Consider the following 24,904-nt stretch of genomic DNA (forward strand, 5'->3'; position numbering starts at 1 on the left):
TATCTCAATTCCACTTGAACCAACGGATTGCTGCGGCCCCGGCAGTAACTGTCCAGAGCACCAGTATGAGGGAGGCGGCGCCATTCAACGCACCGTGCAGGAAGGCGTCCCGCAGCGCTTCGCCGAGTGCGCCCGAGGGCAGGAGTCCAACGATCTGCTGGGCCGCCGCGGGCAGCCGTTCCGCAGGAATGACGATCCCGCCAAGGGCCCCCAGGAGGATCCAGAGCAGGTTGGTGATGGCCAGGGTTGCTTCGGGACGCACGGTTCCGGCCACCAGCAGCCCCAGGGCGGTGAAGGCCGCCGCGCCCAGCGCGAGGAGGAACAGCCCGGGAACCCAGCCGGCCGCCGTCGGCTGCCATCCGAGGCTAAGCCCGACCGCTGCCACCACGGCAACCTGCAGGCAGAGCACCGCCAGCACGGAAAGCACCTTGCCGGCGATCAGCCCGCCCCGGCCCAGGGGAGTCGTGGACAGGAAACGCAGCACACCGTACCGGCGGTCGAATCCCGTGGCGATGCCCTGGCCCGTGAAGGCTGTGGACATGGCGCAGAGGGCCAGGATCCCCGGGACCGCCACGTCGATTCGGCTCGGCCCCAGGCCGTCCAGGAACGGGGTCACCGTCAGGCCAACAAGCGCCAGCAGCGGCAGGACCACCGCGAGGATCAGCTGCTCGCCGTTCCGGAGCATCGCCAGCGCCTCGTATTTGCCCTGGAGCAGGATGCGGCGGAGCAGGGATGCGGGCTGCTGCCGGGCGGGTGCACCGGCCCCTGCAGCGGGAGCGGTGCCCGCGGGGGTCGGGTTCATCGGATGTCCTTTCCCGAGATGTCCAGAAAGACGTCTTCAAGGCTACGCGCCTGCAATGACATGGCGGCGGGCATGACGTCGTGCGCTGCCCACCATTCGGCGAGCATGGCAAGGTGCCGGGGAGTCAGGGTTCCCGTGGCGGTGTAGCTTCCGGCCCGCTCCTCCAGGACCACGACGTCGGCGGGCAGTACGCCGGACAGGTCCAGTCCCGGCTTCGCGTCGAAGGTGAGGGTGCGCACGTGGTCAGCGCCGGCGTCGACGGCGGGTCCGCGCTGCAGCAGTTCCTGGACTGTTCCTTCGGCGACATTGCGGCCGCCGTCAATGATGTAGACGTAGTCAGCCAGCCGCTGGGCGTCATCCATCAGGTGCGTGGTGAGGATGATGCCCATTCCCGCATCGCGCAGCTCGCCGATCAGCTCGAACACCAGTTGGCGGGACTGCGGATCCAGTCCTGCGCTGGGTTCGTCGAGGAAGAGGACCTCCGGCCTTCCGACCAGGGCGGCCGCGAGGGCCAGGCGTTGCTTTTGCCCGCCTGAAAGCCGGCGGACGGTGGTCCGGCTGAAGGTGTCGATGCCGAGCCTTTGGATGAGGTCGTCCACGGGCCACGGGTGGGCGTAGAGGCCGGCAATGTGCCGCAGCAGGGGGACAGGCCTGGCCGACGGCGGGAGGCCGCCGTCCTGGAGCATCACGCCTACTCGGGAGCGCAGTTCCGCCCCGGCCGTTGCGGGGTCCTGGCCGAGCAGCGAGATGCTCCCGCCGCTGCGCTTCTGAAGGCCCTGGGCGCATTCCAGGGTGGTGGTTTTACCGGCGCCGTTGGCACCCAGCAGGGCTGTGACCTGCCCGCGCTCGGCGGAAAGTGAGACGCCGCTCACCACCCGGAGCATTCTTCCGTCCATGCTGGAAAGCGGGCCTACATCTTTAACAAGCCCGTTGATGGACAGAACGGGGGACAGGGGCGATCGCACCCCAGTATTCTACGGGAAGTAGTATTACCGGCGGTCCTCCGGGACTTCGGCCGGCATCCGGGGTTTTCGTCCAGGTGCGCAGGGTGCGCGGCCGGTGAAGTCTGCATACGTGGACGAAAACTCCAGAGGTGGGGTTCAGCACAGGCCAGCCTCGCCTTACTGGAATGCGGGACTAAATTACGACACTATTGTGTTGTGTATTCCATGACCAACGCTACTGCTGTGCCTGTTGCCCGGCACGGGGCCTCCGCTGTTACAGCGGAACGCGGCGCCCTGCCCGCCGGGCCGGTAGCTGACGCCGACGAGCGCACGCGCGACCGCGTCCTCGCGGCCGTCCTGGAACACGGGCCCGTCAGCGCCGCCGAACTGGGCGACCTCCTGGGATTCACCCCGGCCGCCGTCCGCAGGCACCTGGACCATCTGTCCCGGGCCGGCGTCATCGAGGTCAAGCGGGTGGCAAAATCCGGCAGCGGCGCAGGCCGCCCGGCACGCCGCTACGTGCTCAGCTCCCAGGGCCAGTCGAGCCTCGGCAACGACTACCTGGACATCGCCGCCCTCGCCCTCCAGCAGCTCCAGAAGGTTGCCGGGCCGGACGCTGTCCGGGCGTTCGCCGTCGAGCGTTTCGCCGAGATGGAACGCCGCTACGCCCCGGAAATCGACCAAGCCGGGCCGGACATCACCGACCGCGCGAAGGCCCTGGCGGACGCCCTGACCCGCGACAACTTCGTGGCCTCGGCCGCCTCAATCGAAGCCAAGGCTCCGCTGCCCGCCGCCCTTTCCAGCGTCCAGCTCTGCCAGGGCCACTGCCCCATCCAGCAGCTCGCCGCCCGCTTCCCCGTATTCTGCGACGTGGAAACCGAAGTCTTCTCCCGGCTGGTGGGCGTTGACGTGCGCCGGCTTTCCACCCTGGCCCGCGGCGGCCACGTCTGCACCACCCACATACCCACAGGCCGGCTGACTGCCGGAGGGCCCCCAACGCCCCCGGCAGCCCCCGCCAGCCTGACTGAAGTAAACAACCATCAGCAAGAAAGGCCGTGATGACGGACCAACTATCAGAGAAAGCAGTAGCCGAAAACACTGTGATCTCGGAGATTCTCGAGAAGAATCCCGAGCTTCACGGCATCGGCAACTACGAGTACGGCTGGGCCGACAAGAACGACGCCGGCGCCAACGCACGCCGTGGGCTCAACGAAGAAGTGGTCCGGGACATCTCGGCCAAGAAGAGCGAGCCCGAGTGGATGCTTGACCTCCGCCTCAAAGGCCTGAAGTACTTCGACCGCAAGCCCATGCCCACCTGGGGTGCGGACCTTTCCGGCATCGACTTCGACAACATCAAGTACTTCGTACGCTCCACGGAGAAGCAGGCTGCCACGTGGGAAGACCTGCCCGAGGACATCAAGAACACCTACGACAAGCTGGGCATCCCCGAGGCTGAAAAGCAGCGCCTGGTGTCCGGCGTCGCCGCCCAGTACGAGTCCGAGGTTGTCTACCACCAGCTGCGCGAGGACCTTGAGCGGCAGGGTGTCATCTTCCTGGACACCGACACCGCGCTCAAGGAACACCCTGAGATCTTCCAGGAGTACTTCGGCACGGTCATCCCCGTGGGCGACAACAAGTTCGCGTCGCTGAACACCTCCGTCTGGTCCGGCGGCTCCTTCGTCTACGTCCCCAAGGGCGTCCACGTGGACATCCCGCTGCAGGCATACTTCCGCATCAACACGGAAAACATGGGCCAGTTCGAGCGGACCCTGATCATCGCGGACGAGGACTCCTACGTCCACTACATCGAGGGCTGCACCGCGCCGATCTACACCTCGGACTCGCTGCACTCCGCCGTGGTGGAAATCATCGTGAAGAAGGGCGCCCGCGTCCGCTACACCACCATCCAGAACTGGTCCAACAACGTGTACAACCTGGTGACCAAGCGTGCCATCTGCGAAGAAGGCGCCACCATGGAATGGGTCGACGGCAACATCGGCTCCAAGGTCACCATGAAGTACCCTGCCGTCTACCTCGTGGGCGAGCACGCCAAGGGCGAGACACTGTCCATCGCGTTCGCCGGCGAAGGCCAGCACCAGGACACCGGCTCGAAGATGGTGCACATCGCGCCCAACACCAAGAGCTCCATCATTTCCAAGTCCGTGGCCCGTGGCGGCGGACGTGCGGCCTATCGCGGCCTGGTGCAGGTCCGTGAAGGCGCCAAGCACTCGGCCAACACCGTCCGCTGCGACGCCCTGCTCGTTGACACGATCAGCCGCTCGGACACCTACCCGTACATCGACATCCGCGAGGATGACGTTGTCATGGGCCACGAGGCAACTGTTTCCCGGGTCAGCGAAGAGCAGCTCTTCTACCTGATGTCCCGCGGCATGCGCGAAGACGAGGCCATGGCGATGATCGTCCGCGGCTTTATCGAGCCGATTGCCCGCGAACTCCCCATGGAGTACGCACTTGAGCTGAACCGCCTGATTGAACTGCAGATGGAAGGGTCCGTCGGATAACGATGACTGAAATCACTACTGAAAAGGCACGCATCGGCGCGCCTTCAGCCCAGCCGTTCATCGACGGCTTCACCGAAGAAGGCGAAAGCCTCTCGCCCATCAACGCGGCAGGCTCCAAGGCCCCGCTGGCCGGCGCTGCGGCGAAAAGCCACTCCCATGGTGGCGGCGTCGGTGTTCCGGACAGCTCACGCGCCGGCCGCCTGACGTCCTACAACCTCGCCGACTTCAAGCCCCTCACTGGCATGGAGGAAGACTGGCGGTTCACCCCGCTCAAGCGCCTCCGCGGGCTGCACTCGGAGGTCCTGTCCGGCACGGCACCCACCGTCGTCGTCACCGGCCCGGAGGAAATCACCGTGGAGAGCGTCGGCCGCGACGACCGCCGCATCGGCACCGCGGGTATCCCCGAGGACCGCGTCTCCGCCAACGCCTGGGAGAACTTCGCCGGCGCCACCGTGGTGACCATCCCTTCCGAATTCGAAGCGCTCACGGAAGTCAGCGTCGACATTGAAGGCACCTCACTGGACCCGGCTGCCCAGCACCTGGTGATTGTTGCGGAGAAGTTCTCCAAGGCAGTTGTTGTCCTGAACCACCGGGGATCCGCCATCGTCTCCGAAAACGTCGAGATCATCGTTGAAGACGGCGCCAGCCTGACGGTCATCACGCTCCAGGAATGGAACGACGACGCCGTCCACGCCTCCTCCCAGCAAGCGAAGATCGGCCGAGACGCCAAGCTCAAGCACGTCATGGTGAGCCTTGGCGGCGACCTGGTCCGCGTCACGCCGTCGGCCCGTTTCACCGCCCCCGGCGGTGAGGCTGAAATGTTCGGCCTGTACTTCGCCGACGCCGGGCAGCACCTGGAGCAGCGCCTGTTCGTTGACCACGCCGTGGCCAACTGCAAGTCCAACGTGCTCTACAAGGGTGCACTGCAGGGCCGCAACGCCCACGCAGTGTGGGTTGGCGACGTCCTGATCCGCAAGGAAGCAGAAGGCACCGATACCTACGAGGCCAACCGCAACCTGCTGCTGACGGACGGCGCCCGTGCCGACTCCGTGCCCAACCTCGAAATCGAGACCGGGCTGATCGAGGGTGCGGGCCACGCCAGCGCCACCGGCCGGATGGATGACGAGCACCTGTTCTACCTCATGGCACGCGGCATCCCTGAGGATGTCGCCCGCCGCCTGGTGGTCCGCGGCTTCCTGAACGAGATCATCCAGCAGATCAAGGTCCCCTCCATCGAGGAGCGGCTGACCGAGGCTGTTGAGCACGAACTCGCTCTCACGGACAACTAGAAGGCACGGAGCACGGTTACAGATGACTGACCAGCCAAAGGGCGAGCTTGTCTGCAAGGCGGATGAAATCCAGCTGAAGCAGGCGCTGCGGATCCTGATTGATGACTACCCCGTGGCGATCGTCAAGGACTCCATGGGGGAGATCCACGCGATCGGCGACACCTGCTCGCACGCGGACATTTCGCTGTCCGAGGGCGAGGTGGAGGGCTGCGCCATCGAGTGCTGGGGCCACGGCTCACAGTTCGACCTGCGCAGCGGCGAACCGCTGCAGCTCCCGGCCTACGATCCGGTCCCGGTGTTCGCCGTCGAGATCGTCGGGGACGAAGTCTATGTGGACGTCACCAATGTCCTCAACGGCGCCGAGGCTCCCAACTTCAGCTAGCACCACAGAATTACGAACCAACTTCCAGACAGAGACCGCACCGCCGCCCAGGCCCGGTGCAGAGGAGAACAAGACACATGTCTACTCTTGAGATCAAGGACCTGCACGTCAGCATTGAGACGGAGCAGGGCACCAAGGAAATCCTGAAGGGCGTCAGCCTGACCATCCGGACCGGCGAAACCCACGCCATCATGGGCCCCAACGGTTCCGGCAAGTCCACCCTGGCCTCCACCATTGCCGGCCACCCGCGCTACAACGTCACCAGCGGCTCCATCACCCTCGACGGCGAAGACGTCCTGGAAATGAGCGTTGACGAGCGTGCCCGCGCCGGCGTCTTCCTTGCCATGCAGTACCCGGTGGAGGTCCCCGGCGTGAGCATGACCAACTTCCTGCGCACCGCCAAGACCGCCATCGACGGCGAAGCCCCCAAGCTCCGCACCTGGACCAAGGACGTCAAGGCTGCCATGGAGCAGCTGCGCATCGATGCCGACTTTGCCCAGCGCAACGTCAACGAGGGCTTCTCCGGCGGTGAGAAGAAGCGGGTGGAAATCCTCCAGCTGGAACTCTTCAAGCCCAAGTTCGCCATCCTGGACGAGACCGACTCCGGCCTGGACGTTGACGCGCTCAAGGTTGTTTCCGAGGGCGTCAACCGCGCGCACGCCGAAGGCAAGATGGGCACCCTGCTCATCACGCACTACACCCGCATCCTGCGCTACATCAAGCCTGACTTCGTGCACGTGTTCGTGGACGGCCAGGTTGTTGAGGAAGGCGGCCCGGAGCTCGCCGACCGGCTCGAAGAAGAAGGCTACGACCGCTACGCCAGGGGTGCCGGCGCAGCCGCTGCACCCGCCGTGGCGCAGGCCTAGTAAGGACTTTCGCCATGACCGAAATCAACGCGGCACGTACGAGCCTTGAGGACGTCGAGGAGGCGCTGAAGGATGTCATCGACCCCGAACTCGGCGTCAACATCGTTGACCTGGGCCTGCTGTACGGCCTGAAGTACTCGGACGACGACGGCGCACTGCTGATCGACATGACGCTGACCACGGCGGCCTGCCCGCTCACCGACGTGCTCGAGGAGCAGGTGGGCAAGGCCCTGGACGGCGTTGTTGACGACTGGCGCCTGAACTGGGTCTGGATGCCGCCATGGGGTCCGGAACGGATCACCGACGACGGCAAGGACCAGATGCGGGCCCTCGGCTTCAACATCTAGATCCCCACCGCCTCCCTAACCTCGCTTCGCTCAGTTAGGGAACCTCCCCAATCTCGCAAGCTCGATTGGGGCCCCTCGGTAGCGTGGGCCCAGGTACGACGACGGCCGGTTACCTTCATTGCGAAGGTGACCGGCCGTCGTCGTTCTCTGGGGTTACAGGGTGGGCGCGGAGAACGTGTCGCACTGGTTGATGTCGCCGGTCTCGTAGCCCTTATAGAACCAGCGCTGGCGCTGTTCGCTGGAGCCGTGGGTCCACGCCTCGGGGGAGACCCGCCCGGTGGCCGCTTCCTGGATCCGGTCGTCACCAACAGCGGAGGCGGCGGACAGGGCGTCGTTCAAGTCCTGCTGGGTGAGGGGTTCAAGGAACGGCTGGCCGTCGGGGCCCGGCTGGGTTGATGCGTGCTTGGCCCAGAGGCCCGCGTAGCAGTCGGCCTGCAGCTCCACGCGCACGGCTCCGGATTCAGGTCCCTGCGGATCCTGCTGGGCCTGGTCGAGCGTTCCCAGCACGTTCTGGATGTGGTGCCCGAACTCGTGGGCCACCACATACTCCTGCGCCAGGGGTCCACCCGAGGAGCCGAACCTGTCCACCAGCTCCTGGAAGAACCCGGGGTCAAAGTAGGCCGTGGTGTCGGTGGGGCAGTAGAAGGGGCCAACAGCACTGGAGGCCGTGCCGCAGCCGGTGCTGACACCCTGCTCAAAGATGACCGTCTCCGGCTGCGGGTACTGGACGTTGTACTGCTGCAGGTAGGCGGGCCAGAAGGCGTTCAGGCTGTTGACGGTGCCGGTGATGCGGCAGTCCACCCGGGCATCCGCGTCTGCTCCTGTCTGGCAGGCGGGCGCCGTGCCCTGGCTCTGCGGCTCCTGCCCGGCCCCGGCCAGGCCCTCCAGCAACTGTGGATTGACACCCAGGAGCGCCGCGATGAGCAGGATGAGCCCGCCGCCGATCCCGCCGCCCACTTTGACTCCGCGGCCCATGCCGCGGCGGTCCTGGACCTGGGAGGGATCCAGCTGCACGTTGTCGTTGAAACTCATAAAGTCACAATACCCGCGGACCGGAAGCTCAACCGGTGCCGGCCGGTAAAGTTGATCCGATGCCTTTCCTGAACAGAATCCAGCGCTGGGCCGAGGAACGGCCCCACGACACCGCCGTCGTGATTGCCGGGCGCCGCCTCTCCTGGGCGGAGCTCCGGGACTCCGCTGCGGCGCTGGTACCCCACACCAAATCCGTGACCTCCCTGTGCGAAGCCAACTCGGTTGACTTCGCGGCAAGATTCGCCGCGGCGGTGGCCGCCGGACGCCAGTGCGCCGTCCTCGATCCTGCCTGGCCGGGTTTGCTGCAGGAGGACATGAAGCGGCGCGTGGACGCGTGTGCCCAACCCGCGGCCGTGTCCCCGGATGATGAGCTCGCAGACGGCGACCCCGGGTCCACCTTCCTGATCGGGCTCACATCCGGCACCACGTCGATTCCAAAAGCCTTCACGCGGTCCCGGCGGTCCTGGCAGGAATCCTTTGAAGCCTCCATCGAATTCTTCGGGCTCCGTGCGGACGATGTGACCCTGGCACCTGGCCCCCTTGCCGCCAGCCTCAACCTCTACGCGCTGGCCGAATGCCTCTATGCAGGGTCGGAATTCCAGACCCTGGAAAGCTTTGACGTGGGCGACGTCCACGCCGCCATCACCCACGACCGCGTCACCCGGCTGGTGCTGGTGCCCACCATGCTGCGGATGCTCAGCGAACGCGGCCTGACCGGCTGCGTGGACGCCTCCGGCGTGCGGACCATCATCTGTGCCGGCTCGAAGCTGGACGCGCGGACCCTTGAGGCTGCCCGCCGCTGGGCCCCGAATGCCACCATCTTCGAGTACTACGGTGCTTCGGAACTGAGTTTCGTCTCGGGGACGGGGCTGGCCGCCAGCCAGCCGGCAGTACTGGGCGGAACGGGGATCGGCCGGGCGTTTCCGGGTGTGGACGTGCGGATCCTCGACGACTCGGGGCAGCCGCTGCCCGACGGGGAGTCCGGAAACATCTGCGTCCGCAGCGCAATGGTCAGCAACGGCTACCTCTGGGGTGATGACGGGGAGGCCCTGAAGTCCTTTGACGGCTGGTTCACGGTGGGCGACCAGGGCTACCTGTCCGAAGGCGAACTGCACATCCTGGGCCGCCGCGCGGACATGATCCTCACGTCAGGCAAGAACGTCTACCCCCATGAGGTGGAACTGGCACTGTCAGCGGTGCCGGGTGTGTCCGCCGCCGTCGCGGCCGGAATGCCCGACGACCTTCGCGGGGAAAGGGTCGTGGCCGGTGTTGTCCCCTCCCACGGCGGCATCACGGCCACCCAGCTCCGTGCCGGGCTCGAGGACCTCCTTGTCCGGGACAAGCGCCCGCTCCAGTACTACCTGCTGAGCGAACTGCCCACCACGGACCGGGGCAAGGTCAGCCGCAGCCTGCTGCTGGACTGGATCAGTTCCCGGGACCGCAGGGTGCGCAGCCTTGACAGCTGAGATGCTCCCGCCGGACCGGCAGCCTGTCATCATTGCCGCCCGCCGCACCCCGGTGTGCCGCACCAACGGTGCACTCCGGAGCCTGCGTGCCCACGAACTGCTCGCGCCCGTGCTCCGGGAGCTCCTGGCGGAAACGGGAACGGAGCCCGGCAGAGTCACCGACGTTGTGATCGGCAACGCCGTGGGCGGTGGCGGAAACGTGGCCCGCCTTGCGCTGCTGGAGGCGGGGCTGCCCGTCAGCGTTCCGGGGATCACCGTAGACCGCCAGTGCGGCTCCGGACTCGACGCGGTGGTCCTGGCATCGCGGCTGGTGGCTGCGGGCGGAAACCCGCTGTACCTTGCCGGGGGAGTGGAGAGCACCAGTACAGCACCGCTGCGCGCGTACAGGAACGACGACGGCGGGCCGGAGTTCTACGCTCGGGCTCAGTTTGTGCCGGCCGGCTTCGGCGATCCGGACATGGGCGTGGCCGCAGAAAATGTGGCGCGGGAGTTCGGCGTCAGCCGGGAACGCCAGGACGCGTTCGCCCTCCGCAGCCACCGCCTGGCGCTTGCCGCCCGTGACGCCGGGGTGTTCGACGGCGAACTCGTCACGTTGGATACAGAGGCAGGGACTGCCGCGGACGATGGCCCCAGGCGGGGGCTCAACGCCGCCGTCCTGGCCCGGTTCCCCGCCGCTTTCGTTGACGGGGGAACTGTCACCGCGGGGAACTCCTGCTTCGACGCCGACGCCGCATCCGCCGTCGTCATCACCTCCCTGCAACGGGCAAGGACCCTGGGCGCCGTCGACGGGCTGCTGGTGCTGGGAAGCGGGACGGCTGGAGTGGATCCTGAACTGCTGGGCGTCGGCGCCGCCGCCGCAGCCCGGGACGTCCTGACAGCCGCGGGGGTGTCAGCGGACCAGGTGGACCTGGTGGAGTTCAACGAAGCCTTCGCGTCGCAGACGCTTGCCTGCCTTGACCAGGTGGGAATCGATGCTGAGCGGGCCAACCTCGACGGCGGCGCGCTGGCCCTGGGCCATGCCTATGGCGCGTCCGGTGCCGTCCTGGTGACCCGCCTGTTGGCCCAGGCACGCCGGTCCGGAACACCGGGAAGCCTGGCGCTGGCGATGATCAGCAGCGCCGGCGGCATGGGCACCGCTGCGCTGCTGGAATACCAGCGGCTCTAAGGCGCGGTGCCCCGGCGGGGGCGTCAGTCTTCCGCGTCCCCGAGGCCGCGGGCGGCGAGCGCCTCACCTGTCTGGCGCGCAAACGCCACCGAGGTGATGAAAACAGGGAGGATCAGGGCCCGCGGATTGCGCTCCAGCCCCCGTGCCCGGGCGGAATCCCGGACGTCCGCGAAAGTGCCGGCGATGTAGGGGATGCTCCGCAGCATGATGGCGATGGTCAGGGCAAACCGCTCGGGGTCGGCGCCGAAACGCTTGAAAGGGCCGGCCGCCCTGACCACTCCGTCAAGGAGCCGCTGCACGGGAGTGGTGGCAGTGAGCAGGGATGCAGCCACCACGCAGACCAGGATGTTCAGGACAATCCGCGCCGCCGTTGGTGCTCCCAGCATCCACCACTGGAACACCCCGATGACCACCAGTACGGCAGCGAGCGGCCGGATGGCGGCCCACAGCTTCTTCAGGCCCGCTCCGGTCAGGAGGAACAAACCGCAGAGTCCGGCCAGGACCGCCAGCGACACCCGCCAGTCCACCACAATGAACGAGGCCAGGCCGCAGCCGAAGACCAGCAGGAACTTCAGCGCCAGGGGTGCCCGGTGGATAAGGGAATGTCCCGGCACGTAATTGGCCAGCAGGAAGCCGTGGCCCCTCATCGCGGTTTTCCTGCCGGCAGGCCGTCCCGGCACAACATCCGGTAGTGGTCGACGGCCGGCGCCGCGCCGCCGTCGAACACCACCCCACCCTTTTCGACGACCAGGACCCTGTCCATCTCCAATGCCAGCTCAAGGTCATGGGTGGACATGATGATCTGCTGGTCCAGCCCTGCCAGGGTCCTGCGGAGGAGTTCCCGGTTGCGGAGGTCCAGGAGGGTGGACGGCTCATCGAGGACCAGCACCGACGGGTTCACCGCGAGCACTGCGGCCAGGGCCATGAGCTGCCGTTCCCCGCCGGACAGCTCGTAGATGCTCTGGTCCGCCAGTTCCAGCAGGCCCAGCCGGTCCAGTGCCGCTTCGGCCGCTTGCCGCCGCTCCTTACCGTTGCGGACGGAGCGCCGCAGGGACAGCTCCACGTCCTCCCGGCCCGTAGGCATCACCAGCTGGGACAGGGGATCGGTGAAGACAAACCCCACGTTCCGGCGTACCGTCCGGACGTCGCGGACCGTATCGGCGCCGTCCACCGTGACCTTGCCCTCCGTGGGCTGGACCAGGCCGTTGACCAGGCGGAGCACTGTGGATTTACCGGAGCCGTTGGCGCCGATGACGCCGATGCGCTGTTCGGTAAGTTCCAGGCTTATGGAGTCGAGGAGGACTTTCAGTTCCGGTGCGCTGTCCGTTTCGACGGCGACCGTTACACGGTCGAAGATCACGGCGGGCATGGCGGGTCCCTTAGACTTTCGCGGGCAGGGCGGCACTGCGCCGGACGCGGCGCACCAGGATGTCCGGGAAGGCGCGGTGGAGTGCGACGGCGATGACGGCGGCCAGGATGTTCTTCACCATGTCACCCGGGTAGAACACCAGGTCGCTCAGGAAAGCCTGGCCGAGGGTGGCCTTGGTGTTCAGGGCGATCCCGGCGATGCCGAGGGAGTGCACCACAACGGCGCTGGTGACGGCGGCAGAGAGGAAGAACCAGAGCGCCCTGGCCTTGGTGGTCCGCCGGATCACGATGGTGGCCAGCCAGCCCACAACGCAGGCGGCGATCGGGAAGGCGATGATGTAGCCGGCGGATGGGCCGGCGAGGATGCCCAGGCCGCTGCGGCCCTGGCTGAAGATGGGCAGGCCGGCGAGCCCCAAGAGGGTGTAGAGTCCCACGGCGGCGAAGGCCCGTCCCGGTCCGAGAACCAGGCCGGTCAGCATCACGGCCAGTGTCTGGAAAGTGATGGGGACGCCGAAGCCGTTTACGGCCAGGCCGGGGACCAGGGCTGCGCCGGCAACCAGGGCGGCGAAGACGGCGATCAGGCCAAGGTCGGTGGCGTTCCAGCGGCGGCGCCCGGTGCTGGCGGGATTCTTGAAGGCGGTGTCGGTGTTGCTCATGGCAGTCCTGTCGGGGTTGTACAAGCGGAATCTAATGTACTGCCGACATTACTGGTGCGGAACTGCGGGCATTTTGTAGGGGGTCTACTAAACGGGTTGCCCGCAGCTACAGGCTGGGCACAAAGGTGGTGAGTTTCCCCTTCCGTTGTGGTGCATGTGGTGCTTTGGAGGGAGAACCGTCATTCGATGACGTAGCGCTGCATCATGTCGTTGTCCTCGTGCTCGAGGATGTGGCAGTGCCAGACGTACTCGCCCGTGAACGAGGAGCCGATGGCCAAGGGTGCTCCGCCGGCTGCACCCGCCCCCAAGGGGACACTGATCCGGGTCACTTCTCCCGGCATCGACACCGCGGTGTCCTTCCAGCCCCGCTCGTTGGCCGGTGCCGCCTTGGGGCGGCCCGTCAGGAACGGCGTGACGGGCACGCTGCTGCCCTGGCCCGGCGTCACCAGCCCGGTGCCAGGATCCACGTATCCGGTGGCGGCAAGGTATTTGCCGACGTCGAAACGCTGGCGGTTGAGGACCTGGAACTGGGTGAAATGCAGGTGGATGGGGTGCGCGTCCACTGTTGTGTTGATCAGTTCCCACTCCTCAAGGGTGTCGCCCTGCACGGCGGTGATGTCGGTGGTGTGGAAGGGGCGGTTGTTCAGCAGGGCCATGATGGGGATGCCCGCCGCGTTGAGGACTTCCACGAGGGTCATCTGGCGGGTGGCCGCCGGGGGCAGGCCTGCCAGCCTCGTCATGGGCTGGGGCCGCAGCTTTTCCGGCAGCGGCGCCGTGTAGCCGGCCTGGCTTTGCACGGTGAACTGCATGATTTCGCGGAGGGGAACCCCGCCTTGCTTCGCCGCGACCGGGCCGTCGGGGTAAGGGGTGGGGGCATTGTTGCCCAGGACCACCTTGGATCCGGCGGACAGGCCGGCAAAGTCCACCACAAGGTCCGCCCGCTCGCCCGGGCCCAGGACCAGTTTGTTGAGCTTGGCCGGGGCGTCGAGGAGGCCCCCGTCCGTGCCGATCTGGGCGAACGTGAGCGCGTTTCCGCCGGACATGAACTTGAGGTTGTAGAACCTTGCGTTTGACCCGTTGTACACGCGGAACCGGTACTTTCCCCGGTCCACGTCCAGGTTCGGCCAGCATTTCCCGTTGACAGTTGCCACGTCCCCGAAAAACTCCGGCGCCCAGGGCCGTGGGGTGCCGTCGCTGGTCGTCAGCTCCGGATTGGGCGGATAGGCGAAGGATCCGTCGGGATTGAACATCCGGTCCTGGATGACCAGCGGCACCTCGTATGGGGGCGGCGGCAGGTGGGTTCCGTCTCCGGTGTCGATTCCGGTCCCGGACGGCCCCGGGGTGTCCCGGATGAGGTAGCCGCCCGCCAGCCCGGCGTAGACGTTGAGGCGGGTGATGCCCAGCGCATGGTCGTGGTACCAGAGCCCGGCGGCATCCTGGTTGTTGTCGTAGTGGTAGGTGTAGGAACTGCCGGGGGTAAAGACCTGTTCAGGGCCGCCGTCGGACCCTGGCCTGGTGTTGCCGCCATGCAGGTGGGTCGAGGTGCGGGGGGTGTTGGCGTCGTCGCTGCCGGGCGGCACCAGTTCATCGTCGATGGCGAATGCCAGCGGGTGCTCTCCCAGCCGGTTGTGCACGGTGAGGGCGAACGGGGTGCCGCGTTGGGCGACGATGACCGGCCCGAGGTACGTCTGCGATGCGCCGTCGGCCCGGTAGGTGAACGTGTCCGTGGAGCCAAGCTGGCCGTGGAAGGCGTGCCCGGCGTTGAGCATGGACAGTTCTGTCTGGCCACCCGCCCGCATATCGAGGACCCCCAGTTCGGCCAGCGTGGGCATCTGCTCGGAGAACATTGTCAAGGGACCGGCCTGCCGGGCACGTGTGCGGGCAGCCAGGGCGGCGTCCGGGTGGACCAGGATGCCGGCGCCGGCTACCGCACCGGCCTGCAACAGCTGGCGTCGGGTGAGATACATCGCAGACTCTTTTCGCTCGAAAGATGAGTCCCCCTTGATTGACGGTACGAGGGCGGTGCAGGCCGGGAACAGGGCCCTTAGGCCCGCTGAACACGGCACCTCAAGATTGGCTGAAGAAATCGGAAGGAGGGAAAGGTTTCCTTCCTTCCCCCGTCACTGCTTTCTATGGTGGTCCTACAAGCTCGTCTAGGGGGAATTCTTTGGCAACCACCGATGCGTCTGCTGGAAGCAGACATGAAAGAGCCATCATCCAGCAGTTTCGTCCCGCTCCCGGCCGGGAAGGGACCCGCTGATGAGATACGTTCCGGCGGCACTCATGTCCGATGGCCCTCCTGGGAAGATTCGCGGGATGGTGTGGATCGTCCTTGGCGCGGTCGTGGCGGTCGCGGTGGTCGCGTACGCGGTGTTCACTGCCACCAGGCCGGCGCCCGCGGCCTTCCAATCGCCCGCGAAGAACGTCATCTACCTGCTGGGCGACGGGATGGGCCGCACCCACGTCACAGCGGCCAGGGAGCGCTTCTACGGCGCCGAGGGCAGGCTGGTGATGGAAAGCCTCCCGTCCCACGGCTCGGTCAGCACCTATTCCGTGGAGAAGAACTCCGGCCAGCCCGGGCAGGCCGGCTTCGTGCCGGAGCTGGTCACCGCGTCCCCCGCTGCGGCCACAGCCTTCGCATCGGGGGTAAAGACGTATAACACTGCCATCGGGGTGGACGCCAAGGGTGTTGTGGTGCCGACCATCATGGAATTGGCCAAACAGGCCGGCTACCGCACAGGCAACGTTTCCACTGCCGAAGTGACCGATGCAACGCCCGCCGGGCAGATGAGCCATGTCCTCGCCCGCGGCTGCCAGGGACCGGACTACTCCGCCGATGCGTGCCAGGATACCGATGTGACCGGCGACAAGCTGCCCACCAGTGATGTCCGGGTCACCCCGATCGCAGACCAGATCGCCCGCAACGGTACCGCCGACGTCATTTTCGGCGGTGGCATGGCCCGCTTCGACGCAGAGGATGAAAGCGCGTTGAAGGAGCAGGGCTACTCGATCCTGGGATCTGTGTCGAGCCAGATCCCCGCCACGCGCGCCGACCTGAACGGGGCCTCGGGGGACAAGGTTTTTGGACTGTTCAATACCGGTAACCTGACCCTCGAAAAGGCCAAGAAGGACAACCCGGACAAACCCCAAGCGGAGGAGCCGTCCCTGCAGGAGATGACGCAGAAGGCCATTGAACTGCTGAACCAGGACCAGAGCAACGGCAAGGGGTTCTACCTGCAGGTTGAAGGCGCCCTGATCGACAAGCGGTCCCACGACAATGACGCGGCCCAGACACTGGATGAAGTCAAGGCCTTCGACGACGCCGTCGCCGCTGCCCTGGACTTCGCGAAAAAGGACGGCAACACCATGGTTATTGTTACCGCAGACCACGAAACGGGCGGGTTTAACATCATTGAAAAGGGCTCCTTCACGAACGCGGAGGCGGCCGGGCCCCCACCGAACGTCGATTCCGGGAACAGTGCCAACAGCTCCACCCCGACCCGGAACGGCGGAAACTTCAAGGACGAGGAGCGCTCGACCGGAATCATCAATGGCGAAGGCTCAGAGGATCCGAAGAACTTCGGCCCGGCCACCTTCCGGACTCCGGATGATCCCGCCAACGTCAAGGACGGTTCCAAGGAAGCCAGTCTTTGGCTGTCCTACGCCTCCGGCAACCACACGGGCGCCGACGTGCCCATATACGCCTACGGTCCGGGTGCGGAACAATTGCAGGGCAGCGTGGACAACACCGACCTGTTCGACATCGTGGGCCAGGCCCTGCGCGTCCTGCGCTGAGAATAGCGTGAACTACCACCGCAGAATCGCCGCAGTCCGCGTGATGGCCAGGCCCTCGTCCGCAGCGCACCCGGAGGGGACCCGATGAGCCGCAAGCTTTGGATTCTCCTGATGGCAGCCCTCGCTGCTGCCTCGCTGGCTGTGTTTGCCTCCGCCGTACTGGGTGCTCGGGCACCGGCCCCCGCGCCCGGCGCCGATCGTGTCCCGCAGGCATCCGCTGCCGCCAAAACAAGCTTCCCCGGCCTGGTCAGTGCCGAAGGGGAACCGGACTTGGCAGGACTCCGGACAACCCGGCCTGCCCCTGGCCAGATCCTTCGAGTCCAGGGCCCTTTCGATGACAGGATTGTGTTCGAGGGTTTGGCTTTTGATGGACAGGCTGCCACCGGGGCAGTCCGAGTCACCAGTGATGTCAGCGACCTGCTCGAACTCCAGGTGCTCGCCGGCTTCTATGATGACCGCGGCAACCTCCTTGGCTCTGCACGGTTTGTGCACCATCTCGGCTCCGACGGCCATGGACACTCGGGACCGTCTGAAGAAGGTGAGGAGTTCAGCATTCCGGTACCGGCCGGGCTTGCCCCCCACGCTGTTTCGGCAGCAGTAGGCGTACCCGTCCTCGTCAATGAGTAGTGCGGAAACGCGCACCCGATCGCCGGTACGTGCTGGTACCACGTGTGCATAGTTCAGGTCTTCGCTGACGGTTTCCCTGCCGGGTGCCGCCGGATAAAATCGCTCGTGAGATATCCGTGAGGACCAGCCCCGGCCATGACACCACCTCCGCGACCCTTCAGCCGCCGCACGCTCCTCCAAGGGGCTGCAGCCGGCATCGCAAGTTCCGCTGTGTTCACGGACGAACACACCCGGTCCCGCGGGGGCCGGAACACCCGGTATGTGAGCGTCTTTGGTTCCGACTCGGCCCCGGGGACTGAGGCAGCCCCGTGGCGCAGCCTCGCGCGGATCCAGGATGCCCTGAGGCGCGGGGATCTGCGCCGCGGCGACGCCGTCCTGCTCAGGCGCGGCGACACATTCTTCGGTACCCTCCACGAGCCGTCCATCAAGGGCACATCGGGCGTCTTGACGGTGGGCGCCTACGGCACCGGGCCGCGTCCAAAGGTTGCCGGCTACAAGGTCAGCAAGCCGGCCTGGGTGCAGCACGCCACCGGGGTATGGAAGCTGGACATCACCGCCCGGTCCGGCCAGTACAGCGGCAACACCGGCGCTCCGTCCACCAACGTCGGTTTCCTGAAGGTGGCGGGCCTCATCCGTGGATGGAAGCGGACCAGCCTGGATGCACTGGCGAACCAGTGGGACTTCCATAGCGACGAGACCTTTGTGTACGTCAGGTCTTCCTTCGACCCTGGCGACGGCGTCGCAATCGCCGTCCAGCAGGACGGCATCCGGCCTGCCTCCCACAGCATCCTGGACGGCATTCATATCGAAGGCCACGGAGCACACGGTATTGCGACCGGCGGCTCGGAGAACATCCGCATCAGGAACTGCCGCCTGGAGGACCTTGGCGGGTCCCGGCTGAGCTCCGACGGCACCCGGTACGGCAACGGCATCGAGGTCTGGATCGGCGCGTCCAACATCATCATGGAGGACAACACCATCCGGGAATGCTATGACGTCGCCTTCACGATGCAGGGGACGGCCATGAAGGATGCAAAGTCGTGGACCGACATCCACTTCCGGAACAACCGGGTGGAGAACTGCAACCAGACCTTCGAGATGTGGTCTGCCGGCGATGCGTCTCCAGGGTCCGGGCACATCCGCTGCACTTTCACAGACAATGTCTGCACTGACGCTGGCTACTCATGGGCTGCGACCATCCGGCCGGACACGGACGGCAAGGGCACCCACATCCTCACGTATGACACCGAGCTGCCCATGGACGTGGAGGTCACCCGGAACCAGTTCATCGGCGCGCGGGACAGCTATATCAACATCAGCGGAGACAGGAAGGCCCCCACAGGGCTGAACCTGCACCACAACATCATCAAGCTAGGGCCAGGCAAGAAGACCGACTACCAGACCGCGGAGACCATCGAGCAGGCCGCACACTGGCAGTCGCGCACCGGTAAGGAGCGCGGTTCAACGTTCGGTGTGCTCACCACCGGCCGTTGCGAAGGGCGATCATGAACACGCTGGGAAACATTCAGGTCCGATGCTCAGGATTTGATCAAGAGCATTGCCTGGATGCCCGGCGAGGCCTACGGTCAGGTGCATGACTCCAAGATCGAACAGGCAAGACGCCCGTGCGGCGGGACCCGAAGGGTAAGCGGACTGATGCGGCAGCGGAACTTTCCCAGCGCGGGCGGGCTCTGTGTAGGAGCCCTGATCCTGGCTATATCGCTTATCGCCCAGCCAGGTGACCCGAATTCGGTGATGGTCAGGGACCTGCTGATCACCTTCAGTGCCGTCTTCACCGGAGTCAACGCAGTCGGGCTCCTGGAACTTCGACGGCGGCAGGAACTTCCGGACGTGCTGAACAAGAAACCCACCTAGGGTTCCACAACACCCACGTCCCTCTTTGGGGAGCTGTGGAGTGTTCCCGGCCAGGGCGGGCGACGTTATGGAACGAGCTTTACGTCCTCGCCGGAGAGACTCGCACGGAAGCCGTCGTCCTGGACCGCGACGTCCTGAAGGACGAGGCCCTCGGGCAGGCCCTCAATGCTGTGCTCAATGGTCACGAGGCTTCTCACGGCGGCACCGACGGCGTCGGAGAGGAATCCCGGCCCGCCAAAGTCTATCGAGCGCGGCTCAACAACCAGCCTGCCGGCGTCGACCCTCACTGTGCCCGTGGCATTAACGTCCAGCTCGCGGCCCAAAGCCTCAACGGTGCGGACCACCAGAACCTGGCCGCCATCGGCGGCGCGGACCACCGTCCCATCACCGAGTTCCCCGGCAACGACGTCGAACGGAACTGTTGCGTCCACCGCGAGGCGTTCAGCAACCATCCCGCCCGGCCCCGTGGCCACGTCCTGCCCTACGGCTTTGACGTCGTGAAGCAACGAGCCCGCGATCGCCACTGTTCCGGCGTCCAGGGCCAGATCGGCGAGCCACACCTCGTCCCCGCCCAGGCCCGCGGGCGGCGCGGCGCCCGCAGTGGGTCCGGCGCCCGCCGTGGGGGATGGCCCAGGCGCTGCCTCATCCCCGCCGGCCGGACTGCTCACCACCCACCACGCGATCGCAGCCGTAAGCCCCAGGACGATGACCATCCCGCCAGCACCGATCAGCCAGTCCTTCGCACGTGTCCACTCCATCAGGACAGTCTGCTGGCTCACCCCCGGGCCGGGAAAGCCCGTCAGCCTCGAACCCACCCCCAGGACACATGAAGTCCGCCACAGTCCCGTGCCAACCGCCGGCGGTTGAGGCGGCTGCAGACAGTACGTTCTGCATGGACGGCGCCGGACGGTAGACTTGGATGGGCCGTTCTCCGGCCACTCCGCCCCGGCTCCCTCCCAACATCGTGCGAGGGCTGCGGCGTTCCCTGTTGTGAAAGGCCTTACCTGCTGTGATTACTGTCCAGGATCTTGAACTGCGTGCCGGCGCCCGGCTCCTGATGGACCAGGTGAGCTTCCGCATCGACAAGGGAGACAAGATCGGCCTGGTGGGCCGTAACGGCGCCGGGAAGACCACCCTCACCAGGGTCCTCGCCGGCGAAGGACTTCCCGCCGCGGGGAAAGTGACCCGTACCGGCGAGATCGGCTACCTGCCGCAGGATCCCCGGACGCCGGACATGGAGCAGCTCGCACGGGACCGGATCCTGTCCGTCCGCGGCCTGGACATTGCCGTCGGAAAACTGCGCGTGGCGCACGAGGAAATGGCCAGCGAGGACGCGGCGGTCCAGCGCAAGGCAATGAACCGTTACGACCGGCTTGAATCCGAGTTCCTGGCAGCCGGCGGCTACGCCGCCGAGGCTGAGGCGGCGGCAATCTGTTCCAACCTCGCCCTGCCGGACCGCCTGCTGAACCAGCCGCTGAAGACCCTCTCCGGTGGCCAGCGGCGCCGCGTGGAGCTGGCGCGCATCCTGTATTCGGACGCCGAGACCATGCTCCTCGACGAGCCCACCAACCACCTGGACGCCGACTCCATCGCCTGGCTGCGTGACTTCCTCAAGAACCACCAGGGCGGCCTGATCGTGATCAGCCACGACACCGAACTGCTGGAAGCCACCGTGAACAAGGTGTTCCTGCTGGACGCCAACCGCGCGCAGATCGACTTCTACAACATGGACTGGAAGCGCTACCTCACGCAGCGCGAAACGGATGAGCGCGCCCGCAAGCGGGAGCGCGCCAACGCCGAGAAGAAGGCCCAGGTCCTTTTCGACCAGGCCAACAAGATGCGCGCCAAGGCAACCAAGGCGGTTGCCGCCCAGAACATGGCCAAGCGCGCCGAGCGTCTGCTGAGCGGACTCGAGGCCGTCCGGGAAAACGACCGCGTGGCAGCTCTGCGCTTCCCGGACCCCTCGCCCTGCGGCAGGACCCCGCTCACCGCCGAGGGCCTCAGCAAGTCCTACGGTTCGCTGGAGATCTTCACGGACGTGGACCTGGCCATCGACCGCGGCTCGAAGGTGGTCATCCTGGGCCTCAACGGTGCCGGAAAGACCACCCTCCTGCGGATGCTCGCGGGTGTGGACCAGCCCGACACCGGTGACGTTATTGCCGGGCACGGCCTGAAGGTGGGCTACTACGCCCAGGAGCACGAAACCCTCGACGTGGACCGGACCGTCCTGGAAAACATGCGCTCCGCCGCCCCGGACATGAAGGACGCCGAAGTCCGCGGCATCCTGGGTTCGTTCCTGTTCTCCGGCGACGACGTCGACAAGCCCGCCGGCGTGCTTTCCGGCGGCGAGAAGACCCGCCTGGCCCTTGCCACCATCGTGGCTTCAAGCGCCAACGTCCTCCTCCTCGACGAGCCCACCAACAACCTGGACCCTGCCAGCCGCGCGGAAATCCTGGGCGCCCTCAGGAACTACACCGGCGCCGTCGTCCTGGTCAGCCACGACGAGGGCGCAGTGGAGGCCCTCAACCCCGAGCGCGTAGTCCTGCTGCCGGACGGCGTCGAGGACCACTGGAACGAAGACTACCTGGACCTCATCACGCTGGCTTAAGCCGTCGGTTTTGCTGGGGTTCGCTGCTCGACGCCGGTGGGTTGCGTCCGCTTCGCGGCGTGGGCGATTTCCCGCGTGCTGGCTCCTTCGTCGCCTTTGATGCACGCTACATAAATCGCCCACGCCGCTGCGCTTGCCGTACCGCCACCTTGAGTCAGCGGACCTTGAGCTCCAAAGCTTCGGTGATCCGGAGCAGCTCTTCGTAGGTGATGCTGAACATGGAGTGGTGGTCGCCTGCGCCTGCCCAGAGGCGCTGGTGCTCCTGAAGGCTCGTGTCGAGGAGCGTCCTGACTTTTTCCGGGTGGCCCACCGGGGCCACTCCGCCTACCGCCTGGCCGGTGTGCTGCAGGACGAAGTCGGGGGAGGCCCGGCGGATCCTGCCCGCCCCCAACTTTTCAGCAACCAGTTTGGTATCCACGCGGGCCGCCCCGCTTGCGAGGATCAGCAGGGGCTCTCCGCCGAGGTCGAAAATCAGGCTGTTCGTGATCGCCGCGCGATCGCAGCCGAGTGCCTCAGCAGCCGCGGAGGCCGTCGGCACGCCCGCGGGGAAAGTCCGCACGGTGTCTCCAACCCCGGCAGCCACCAAGGCCGCGCGCACTACGGCAACCGGTCCGTCGTCGTGCTCCGTCATCCTTCAGTACCCCTGAGCATCCAGGAGGGCGTCTTCCTCTTCTTCGGAGGTCGCCTTCTTCCGCTTCCTGGGAGGTAACGGACGACGGCGGTGCTCGCCGCCTGCCGGGCGGGGCCCGCCCTCTGCTGTCCCGTCGTCGTCCTCGGCGTCAATGGCCGCGTTGCGTGCCTGCTGGCGCGCAGCGTAGCCAAAACCAACGAACATCAGCACGCCGAACGCGAACCACTGCAGCGAGTACGAGAGGTGTGTGCCTTCCTCGGTGGAAGGCTTCGGGAACGGGAACGGCATCTCCGCTGCAGGCGGCGTCTCCGATGCGAGCTGGCCGTACGCCCCGGTCAACAGCGGATACCCGAGCTGTCCGGCGTAGGCGGCAAGGTCGATGGAAGCCAGCTGGCCTTCGGGGGCGCCACGCTGGAGTTCGGGCTCGGGATGCTTCAAACGCACGACGGCGGTCACGTCACCCGCAGGGGGTTCCGGCACCGAGTCCGGGGCGCCCGGATTATCGTTGCCGATGGGCAGCCAGCCCCGGTCGATGACCACTGTCTCACCGGAGTCGAGACGGAACGGGACCACCACTTCGTAGCCCGGCTGGCCGTTGAGCGGACGGTTCCGGACCACGCGCTGGCCGGAGCTGAGGTAGGTGCCCCTTAGCTCCACCTGCGTCCACTCCATGCCGGGGTCCAGCTCGTTGAATTGTTCCCTGGCGTCCGCGAACGGGATGGGCGTGGCCGAGTAGTTGGTCACCACGCGGTTGATTTCGGCCAGGGTCTCGGCGCGCCGGTCCATCTGCCAGCGGCCCAGGAACACACAGGCGGAGGCGAAGATGGCAGCCAGCAGCAAATAACCCAGCCACTTGCTGGAGAAGAGGAAACGGTACATTCAGCTGTCCTGCCCAGTGCCGCCGGATGCCCGGGAATCATCGAGGGGCAGGGTTTCCTTCCAGAGGCCCCGTGTCTGAAGGTAGTCCTCCAGCCATTCCCTGTGGTCCGCGCAGGCAAGCCAGGTCTTGCGGCGTTCCGGGGAATGGATCTTGGGGTTGTTCCAGAGGAGCTGCCAGGAAGCCTGCGCCCGGCACGCCTTGCGGGAACAGATGGCACCGGCTTCGGCCGCTGCGGGATCGGTGCCGGCGGCGAAGTCGAAGATGCTCACGAGGCCTTCCTTTCCTGCCCGGACGGGGATTCGTCGTCGTCAATAACCAGCTCGCCCTGCAGGAGCTCACTGCCGGGATCCTCCCCGGCGGGCCGCGCCGGTGGGCTTTCCAGCTCAGCCAGCGGGGCCGAATCCAGCAGGAGGTCGCTGTGGCCTTCGGCTTTGTCGTTCCCGTTCGCGATGATCACGGCGATCCAGGGCAGGAACACCGCCCCGGCCACCGGAATGATCTTGAACCAGCCGTCCACCACGAAAATCAGGACAAGGCACACCATACGGATTCCCATGGCCAACGCGTACTTGATCATGCGCTGGCGCATGTCCTCCGAATGGGCTCCAGCGGCATCCGTGATGCTGTGGACTTCCGAATCGCCGGAGAATTGGCCGGGTTCTCCAGGCGCGGATTGTCCCGCATGGTTTTCAAGGGTCACGGTGGTTTATCACGCTCCAAAGGCTTGCCTCAATTCTCTCACCATCGGCAGTGGCGCCCAAACCCGGGCCGGGGCGGGCGCTAAGATCGAAGTCAGCCAAATCACCCCCACCTACAGCGGCCCCCGCGCGCCGCAGATTCCGGAGCCCCTACATGACTGAAGCAGCCACCGCACCCCGCAGCGTCCTGATCACCGGCGGCAACCGCGGCATCGGCCTGGCCATCGCCGAGGCCTTCCTGGCCAACGGCGACAAGGTTGCCGTGACCTACCGCAGCGAAACCAAGCTGCCGGAGGGAATCCTCGGCGTCAAGGCGGACGTCACGGACGAGGCTTCCGTGGACGCGGCCTTCAAGGAAGTGGAAGCTGCCCACGGCCCGGTGGAAGTCCTGGTGGCCAACGCCGGCATCACCAAGGACACCCTGCTGCTGCGCATGAGCGAAGACGACTTCACGTCCGTCATCGACACCAACCTCACTGGAGCCTTCCGGGTCATCAAGCGCGCATCGAAGGGCATGATCCGGCTCCGCAAGGGCCGCGTTGTCCTCATCTCCTCCGTATCGGGCCTGTACGGTGCGCCCGGACAGATCAACTACTCGGCCTCAAAAGCGGGCCTGGTGGGCATCGCACGCTCCCTGACCCGAGAACTCGGTTCGCGGGGCATCACCGCCAACGTTGTGGCGCCCGGCTTCATCAACACGGACATGACTGCCGAACTTCCCGAAGCCACCCAGAAGGACTACCTGTCCAGCATCCCGGCAGGCCGTTTTGCCGAGGCCTCCGAGGTAGCCAACGTGGTCCGCTGGATCTCCAGCGACGAGGCCGCCTACATCTCCGGAGCCGTCATCCCCGTTGATGGCGGCCTGGGCATGGGGCACTGACCGGCGCCGGCAAACTAGCAGCCGGGCGCTTCTTTGTGCAGGTCACACAAGGGAATTGGCCAGGGCCGCTG

26 protein-coding genes are annotated in these 24,904 nt (G+C 66.2%); 14 read left to right on the forward strand and 12 right to left on the reverse strand.

The genetic code is table 11. From position 1 onward, the window contains the following. Positions 1–4: 4 nt before the first annotated feature. Entirely contained in the window at positions 5–802 is a 798-nt protein-coding gene (locus tag AC4BCK_RS09960) for an ABC transporter permease (RefSeq protein WP_174174560.1), read from the reverse strand. Continuing rightward, the gene (locus AC4BCK_RS09965; protein WP_174174558.1) at positions 799–1,767 is read right to left on the reverse strand and encodes an ABC transporter ATP-binding protein; all 969 of its coding nucleotides are present in this window, start codon (positions 1,765–1,767) and stop codon (positions 799–801) included. Before AC4BCK_RS09965 ends, AC4BCK_RS09960 begins: the two co-directional genes overlap by 4 nt. Before the next feature lie 195 nt (positions 1,768–1,962). On the opposite strand from AC4BCK_RS09965, the gene AC4BCK_RS09970 reads away from it, so the two are divergent. The 6 genes from AC4BCK_RS09970 (at position 1,963) to AC4BCK_RS09995 (ending at position 7,152) form a co-directional block, all read left to right on the forward strand. Beyond that, positions 1,963–2,805 (forward strand): helix-turn-helix transcriptional regulator, encoded by an 843-nt coding sequence (locus AC4BCK_RS09970; RefSeq protein ID WP_435876324.1) that lies wholly within the window; start codon positions 1,963–1,965, stop codon positions 2,803–2,805. Further along, entirely contained in the window at positions 2,805–4,268 is a 1,464-nt protein-coding gene (sufB, locus tag AC4BCK_RS09975; protein ID WP_104187272.1) for a Fe-S cluster assembly protein SufB, read from the forward strand. Before AC4BCK_RS09970 ends, sufB begins: the two co-directional genes overlap by 1 nt. A gap of 2 nt (positions 4,269–4,270) precedes the next feature. Next, positions 4,271–5,557 (forward strand): Fe-S cluster assembly protein SufD, encoded by a 1,287-nt coding sequence (gene sufD, locus AC4BCK_RS09980; RefSeq protein WP_251420144.1) that lies wholly within the window; start codon positions 4,271–4,273, stop codon positions 5,555–5,557. A 22-nt stretch (positions 5,558–5,579) separates the two neighbouring features. Beyond that, complete coding sequence (locus AC4BCK_RS09985; protein ID WP_104187267.1) at positions 5,580–5,939, forward strand: non-heme iron oxygenase ferredoxin subunit; 360 nt, start codon at positions 5,580–5,582, stop codon at positions 5,937–5,939. A gap of 77 nt (positions 5,940–6,016) precedes the next feature. After that, entirely contained in the window at positions 6,017–6,805 is a 789-nt protein-coding gene (gene sufC, locus AC4BCK_RS09990; RefSeq protein WP_251420143.1) for a Fe-S cluster assembly ATPase SufC, read from the forward strand. A gap of 14 nt (positions 6,806–6,819) precedes the next feature. Beyond that, positions 6,820–7,152, forward strand: coding sequence for a metal-sulfur cluster assembly factor (locus AC4BCK_RS09995; protein ID WP_066275677.1), 333 nt, complete (start codon positions 6,820–6,822; stop codon positions 7,150–7,152). 153 nt (positions 7,153–7,305) lie between these two features. On the opposite strand, the gene ypfJ is transcribed toward AC4BCK_RS09995, so the two are convergent. Then, a complete protein-coding gene (ypfJ, locus tag AC4BCK_RS10000; protein WP_174174553.1) occupies positions 7,306–8,184 on the reverse strand; it encodes a KPN_02809 family neutral zinc metallopeptidase in 879 nt (292 codons plus the stop codon). A 59-nt stretch (positions 8,185–8,243) separates the two neighbouring features. Here ypfJ and AC4BCK_RS10005 point away from each other — a divergent pair, with 59 nt between their 5' ends. Continuing rightward, the gene (locus AC4BCK_RS10005; RefSeq protein ID WP_363935886.1) at positions 8,244–9,650 is read left to right on the forward strand and encodes a class I adenylate-forming enzyme family protein; all 1,407 of its coding nucleotides are present in this window, start codon (positions 8,244–8,246) and stop codon (positions 9,648–9,650) included. Beyond that, on the forward strand, positions 9,640–10,815 hold the full coding sequence (locus AC4BCK_RS10010; protein ID WP_363935888.1) for a thiolase family protein: 1,176 nt from the start codon (positions 9,640–9,642) through the stop codon (positions 10,813–10,815). The genes AC4BCK_RS10005 and AC4BCK_RS10010 overlap by 11 nt, the downstream gene beginning before the upstream one ends. Before the next feature lie 23 nt (positions 10,816–10,838). On the opposite strand, the gene AC4BCK_RS10015 is transcribed toward AC4BCK_RS10010, so the two are convergent. From AC4BCK_RS10015 to AC4BCK_RS10030, 4 genes are all read right to left on the reverse strand, one after another. Continuing rightward, positions 10,839–11,462, reverse strand: a complete 624-nt coding sequence (locus AC4BCK_RS10015; RefSeq protein WP_174174549.1) for an energy-coupling factor transporter transmembrane component T family protein — start codon at positions 11,460–11,462, stop codon at positions 10,839–10,841. Continuing rightward, a complete protein-coding gene (locus AC4BCK_RS10020; protein ID WP_363935891.1) occupies positions 11,459–12,184 on the reverse strand; it encodes an energy-coupling factor ABC transporter ATP-binding protein in 726 nt (241 codons plus the stop codon). The genes AC4BCK_RS10015 and AC4BCK_RS10020 overlap by 4 nt, the downstream gene beginning before the upstream one ends. 10 nt (positions 12,185–12,194) lie before the next feature. After that, positions 12,195–12,839 carry a biotin transporter BioY gene (locus AC4BCK_RS10025; protein ID WP_310110568.1) on the reverse strand — a complete coding sequence of 215 codons (645 nt, stop codon included), beginning with the start codon at positions 12,837–12,839 and terminating at the stop codon, positions 12,195–12,197. 179 nt (positions 12,840–13,018) lie between these two features. After that, positions 13,019–14,806, reverse strand: a complete 1,788-nt coding sequence (locus AC4BCK_RS10030; RefSeq protein ID WP_490566877.1) for a multicopper oxidase family protein — start codon at positions 14,804–14,806, stop codon at positions 13,019–13,021. A gap of 349 nt (positions 14,807–15,155) precedes the next feature. Between AC4BCK_RS10030 and AC4BCK_RS10035 the strand changes: the two genes are divergently transcribed. From AC4BCK_RS10035 to AC4BCK_RS10050, 4 genes are all read left to right on the forward strand, one after another. Next, complete coding sequence (locus AC4BCK_RS10035) at positions 15,156–16,634, forward strand: alkaline phosphatase (RefSeq protein ID WP_363935898.1); 1,479 nt, start codon at positions 15,156–15,158, stop codon at positions 16,632–16,634. A gap of 84 nt (positions 16,635–16,718) precedes the next feature. Continuing rightward, positions 16,719–17,261 (forward strand): hypothetical protein, encoded by a 543-nt coding sequence (locus AC4BCK_RS10040; protein WP_363935901.1) that lies wholly within the window; start codon positions 16,719–16,721, stop codon positions 17,259–17,261. 135 nt (positions 17,262–17,396) lie between these two features. After that, on the forward strand, positions 17,397–18,770 hold the full coding sequence (locus AC4BCK_RS10045; protein WP_400591933.1) for a right-handed parallel beta-helix repeat-containing protein: 1,374 nt from the start codon (positions 17,397–17,399) through the stop codon (positions 18,768–18,770). Positions 18,771–18,806: 36 nt separating this feature from the next. Beyond that, entirely contained in the window at positions 18,807–19,136 is a 330-nt protein-coding gene (locus tag AC4BCK_RS10050; RefSeq protein WP_363955871.1) for a hypothetical protein, read from the forward strand. A gap of 65 nt (positions 19,137–19,201) precedes the next feature. On the opposite strand, the gene AC4BCK_RS10055 is transcribed toward AC4BCK_RS10050, so the two are convergent. Beyond that, positions 19,202–19,894 carry an LmeA family phospholipid-binding protein gene (locus AC4BCK_RS10055; RefSeq protein ID WP_363955874.1) on the reverse strand — a complete coding sequence of 231 codons (693 nt, stop codon included), beginning with the start codon at positions 19,892–19,894 and terminating at the stop codon, positions 19,202–19,204. A 251-nt stretch (positions 19,895–20,145) separates the two neighbouring features. Here AC4BCK_RS10055 and AC4BCK_RS10060 point away from each other — a divergent pair, with 251 nt between their 5' ends. Then, positions 20,146–21,744 (forward strand): ABC-F family ATP-binding cassette domain-containing protein, encoded by a 1,599-nt coding sequence (locus tag AC4BCK_RS10060; protein ID WP_251420132.1) that lies wholly within the window; start codon positions 20,146–20,148, stop codon positions 21,742–21,744. Between the two features lie 154 nt (positions 21,745–21,898). On the opposite strand, the gene AC4BCK_RS10065 is transcribed toward AC4BCK_RS10060, so the two are convergent. Genes AC4BCK_RS10065 through AC4BCK_RS10080 form a run of 4 tightly spaced genes read right to left on the reverse strand, consistent with a single transcriptional unit; the run spans position 21,899 to position 23,955 of the window. Next, entirely contained in the window at positions 21,899–22,375 is a 477-nt protein-coding gene (locus AC4BCK_RS10065; protein ID WP_364318078.1) for a YbaK/EbsC family protein, read from the reverse strand. 3 nt (positions 22,376–22,378) lie between these two features. Continuing rightward, positions 22,379–23,254 (reverse strand): SURF1 family cytochrome oxidase biogenesis protein, encoded by an 876-nt coding sequence (locus AC4BCK_RS10070; RefSeq protein ID WP_364318076.1) that lies wholly within the window; start codon positions 23,252–23,254, stop codon positions 22,379–22,381. Beyond that, positions 23,255–23,524, reverse strand: coding sequence for a hypothetical protein (locus AC4BCK_RS10075; RefSeq protein ID WP_364318074.1), 270 nt, complete (start codon positions 23,522–23,524; stop codon positions 23,255–23,257). Then, positions 23,521–23,955 carry a DUF3099 domain-containing protein gene (locus AC4BCK_RS10080; protein ID WP_400619786.1) on the reverse strand — a complete coding sequence of 145 codons (435 nt, stop codon included), beginning with the start codon at positions 23,953–23,955 and terminating at the stop codon, positions 23,521–23,523. Before AC4BCK_RS10080 ends, AC4BCK_RS10075 begins: the two co-directional genes overlap by 4 nt. A 152-nt stretch (positions 23,956–24,107) precedes the next feature. Between AC4BCK_RS10080 and AC4BCK_RS10085 the strand changes: the two genes are divergently transcribed. Then, positions 24,108–24,833, forward strand: coding sequence for a beta-ketoacyl-ACP reductase (locus AC4BCK_RS10085; protein ID WP_066275721.1), 726 nt, complete (start codon positions 24,108–24,110; stop codon positions 24,831–24,833). The last annotated feature ends 71 nt before the right edge of the window (positions 24,834–24,904 follow it).

The sequence above is a fragment of the Pseudarthrobacter sp. As-47 genome (genome assembly GCF_058215595.1).

Coding starts and splice junctions, on each gene's coding strand:
- AC4BCK_RS09960 (WP_174174560.1), bottom strand. CDS start 802: ATGAACCCGACCCCCGCGGGCACCGCTCCCGCTGCAGGGGCCGGTGCA.
- sufB (WP_104187272.1), top strand. CDS start 2,805: ATGACGGACCAACTATCAGAGAAAGCAGTAGCCGAAAACACTGTGATC.
- sufD (WP_251420144.1), top strand. CDS start 4,271: ATGACTGAAATCACTACTGAAAAGGCACGCATCGGCGCGCCTTCAGCC.
- AC4BCK_RS09985 (WP_104187267.1), top strand. CDS start 5,580: ATGACTGACCAGCCAAAGGGCGAGCTTGTCTGCAAGGCGGATGAAATC.
- sufC (WP_251420143.1), top strand. CDS start 6,017: ATGTCTACTCTTGAGATCAAGGACCTGCACGTCAGCATTGAGACGGAG.
- AC4BCK_RS09995 (WP_066275677.1), top strand. CDS start 6,820: ATGACCGAAATCAACGCGGCACGTACGAGCCTTGAGGACGTCGAGGAG.
- ypfJ (WP_174174553.1), bottom strand. CDS start 8,184: ATGAGTTTCAACGACAACGTGCAGCTGGATCCCTCCCAGGTCCAGGAC.
- AC4BCK_RS10005 (WP_363935886.1), top strand. CDS start 8,244: ATGCCTTTCCTGAACAGAATCCAGCGCTGGGCCGAGGAACGGCCCCAC.
- AC4BCK_RS10015 (WP_174174549.1), bottom strand. CDS start 11,462: ATGAGGGGCCACGGCTTCCTGCTGGCCAATTACGTGCCGGGACATTCC.
- AC4BCK_RS10020 (WP_363935891.1), bottom strand. CDS start 12,184: ATGCCCGCCGTGATCTTCGACCGTGTAACGGTCGCCGTCGAAACGGAC.
- AC4BCK_RS10025 (WP_310110568.1), bottom strand. CDS start 12,839: ATGAGCAACACCGACACCGCCTTCAAGAATCCCGCCAGCACCGGGCGC.
- AC4BCK_RS10030 (WP_490566877.1), bottom strand. CDS start 14,806: ATGTATCTCACCCGACGCCAGCTGTTGCAGGCCGGTGCGGTAGCCGGC.
- AC4BCK_RS10035 (WP_363935898.1), top strand. CDS start 15,156: ATGGTGTGGATCGTCCTTGGCGCGGTCGTGGCGGTCGCGGTGGTCGCG.
- AC4BCK_RS10040 (WP_363935901.1), top strand. CDS start 16,719: ATGAGCCGCAAGCTTTGGATTCTCCTGATGGCAGCCCTCGCTGCTGCC.
- AC4BCK_RS10045 (WP_400591933.1), top strand. CDS start 17,397: ATGACACCACCTCCGCGACCCTTCAGCCGCCGCACGCTCCTCCAAGGG.
- AC4BCK_RS10055 (WP_363955874.1), bottom strand. CDS start 19,894: ATGGAGTGGACACGTGCGAAGGACTGGCTGATCGGTGCTGGCGGGATG.
- AC4BCK_RS10065 (WP_364318078.1), bottom strand. CDS start 22,375: ATGACGGAGCACGACGACGGACCGGTTGCCGTAGTGCGCGCGGCCTTG.
- AC4BCK_RS10070 (WP_364318076.1), bottom strand. CDS start 23,254: ATGTACCGTTTCCTCTTCTCCAGCAAGTGGCTGGGTTATTTGCTGCTG.
- AC4BCK_RS10085 (WP_066275721.1), top strand. CDS start 24,108: ATGACTGAAGCAGCCACCGCACCCCGCAGCGTCCTGATCACCGGCGGC.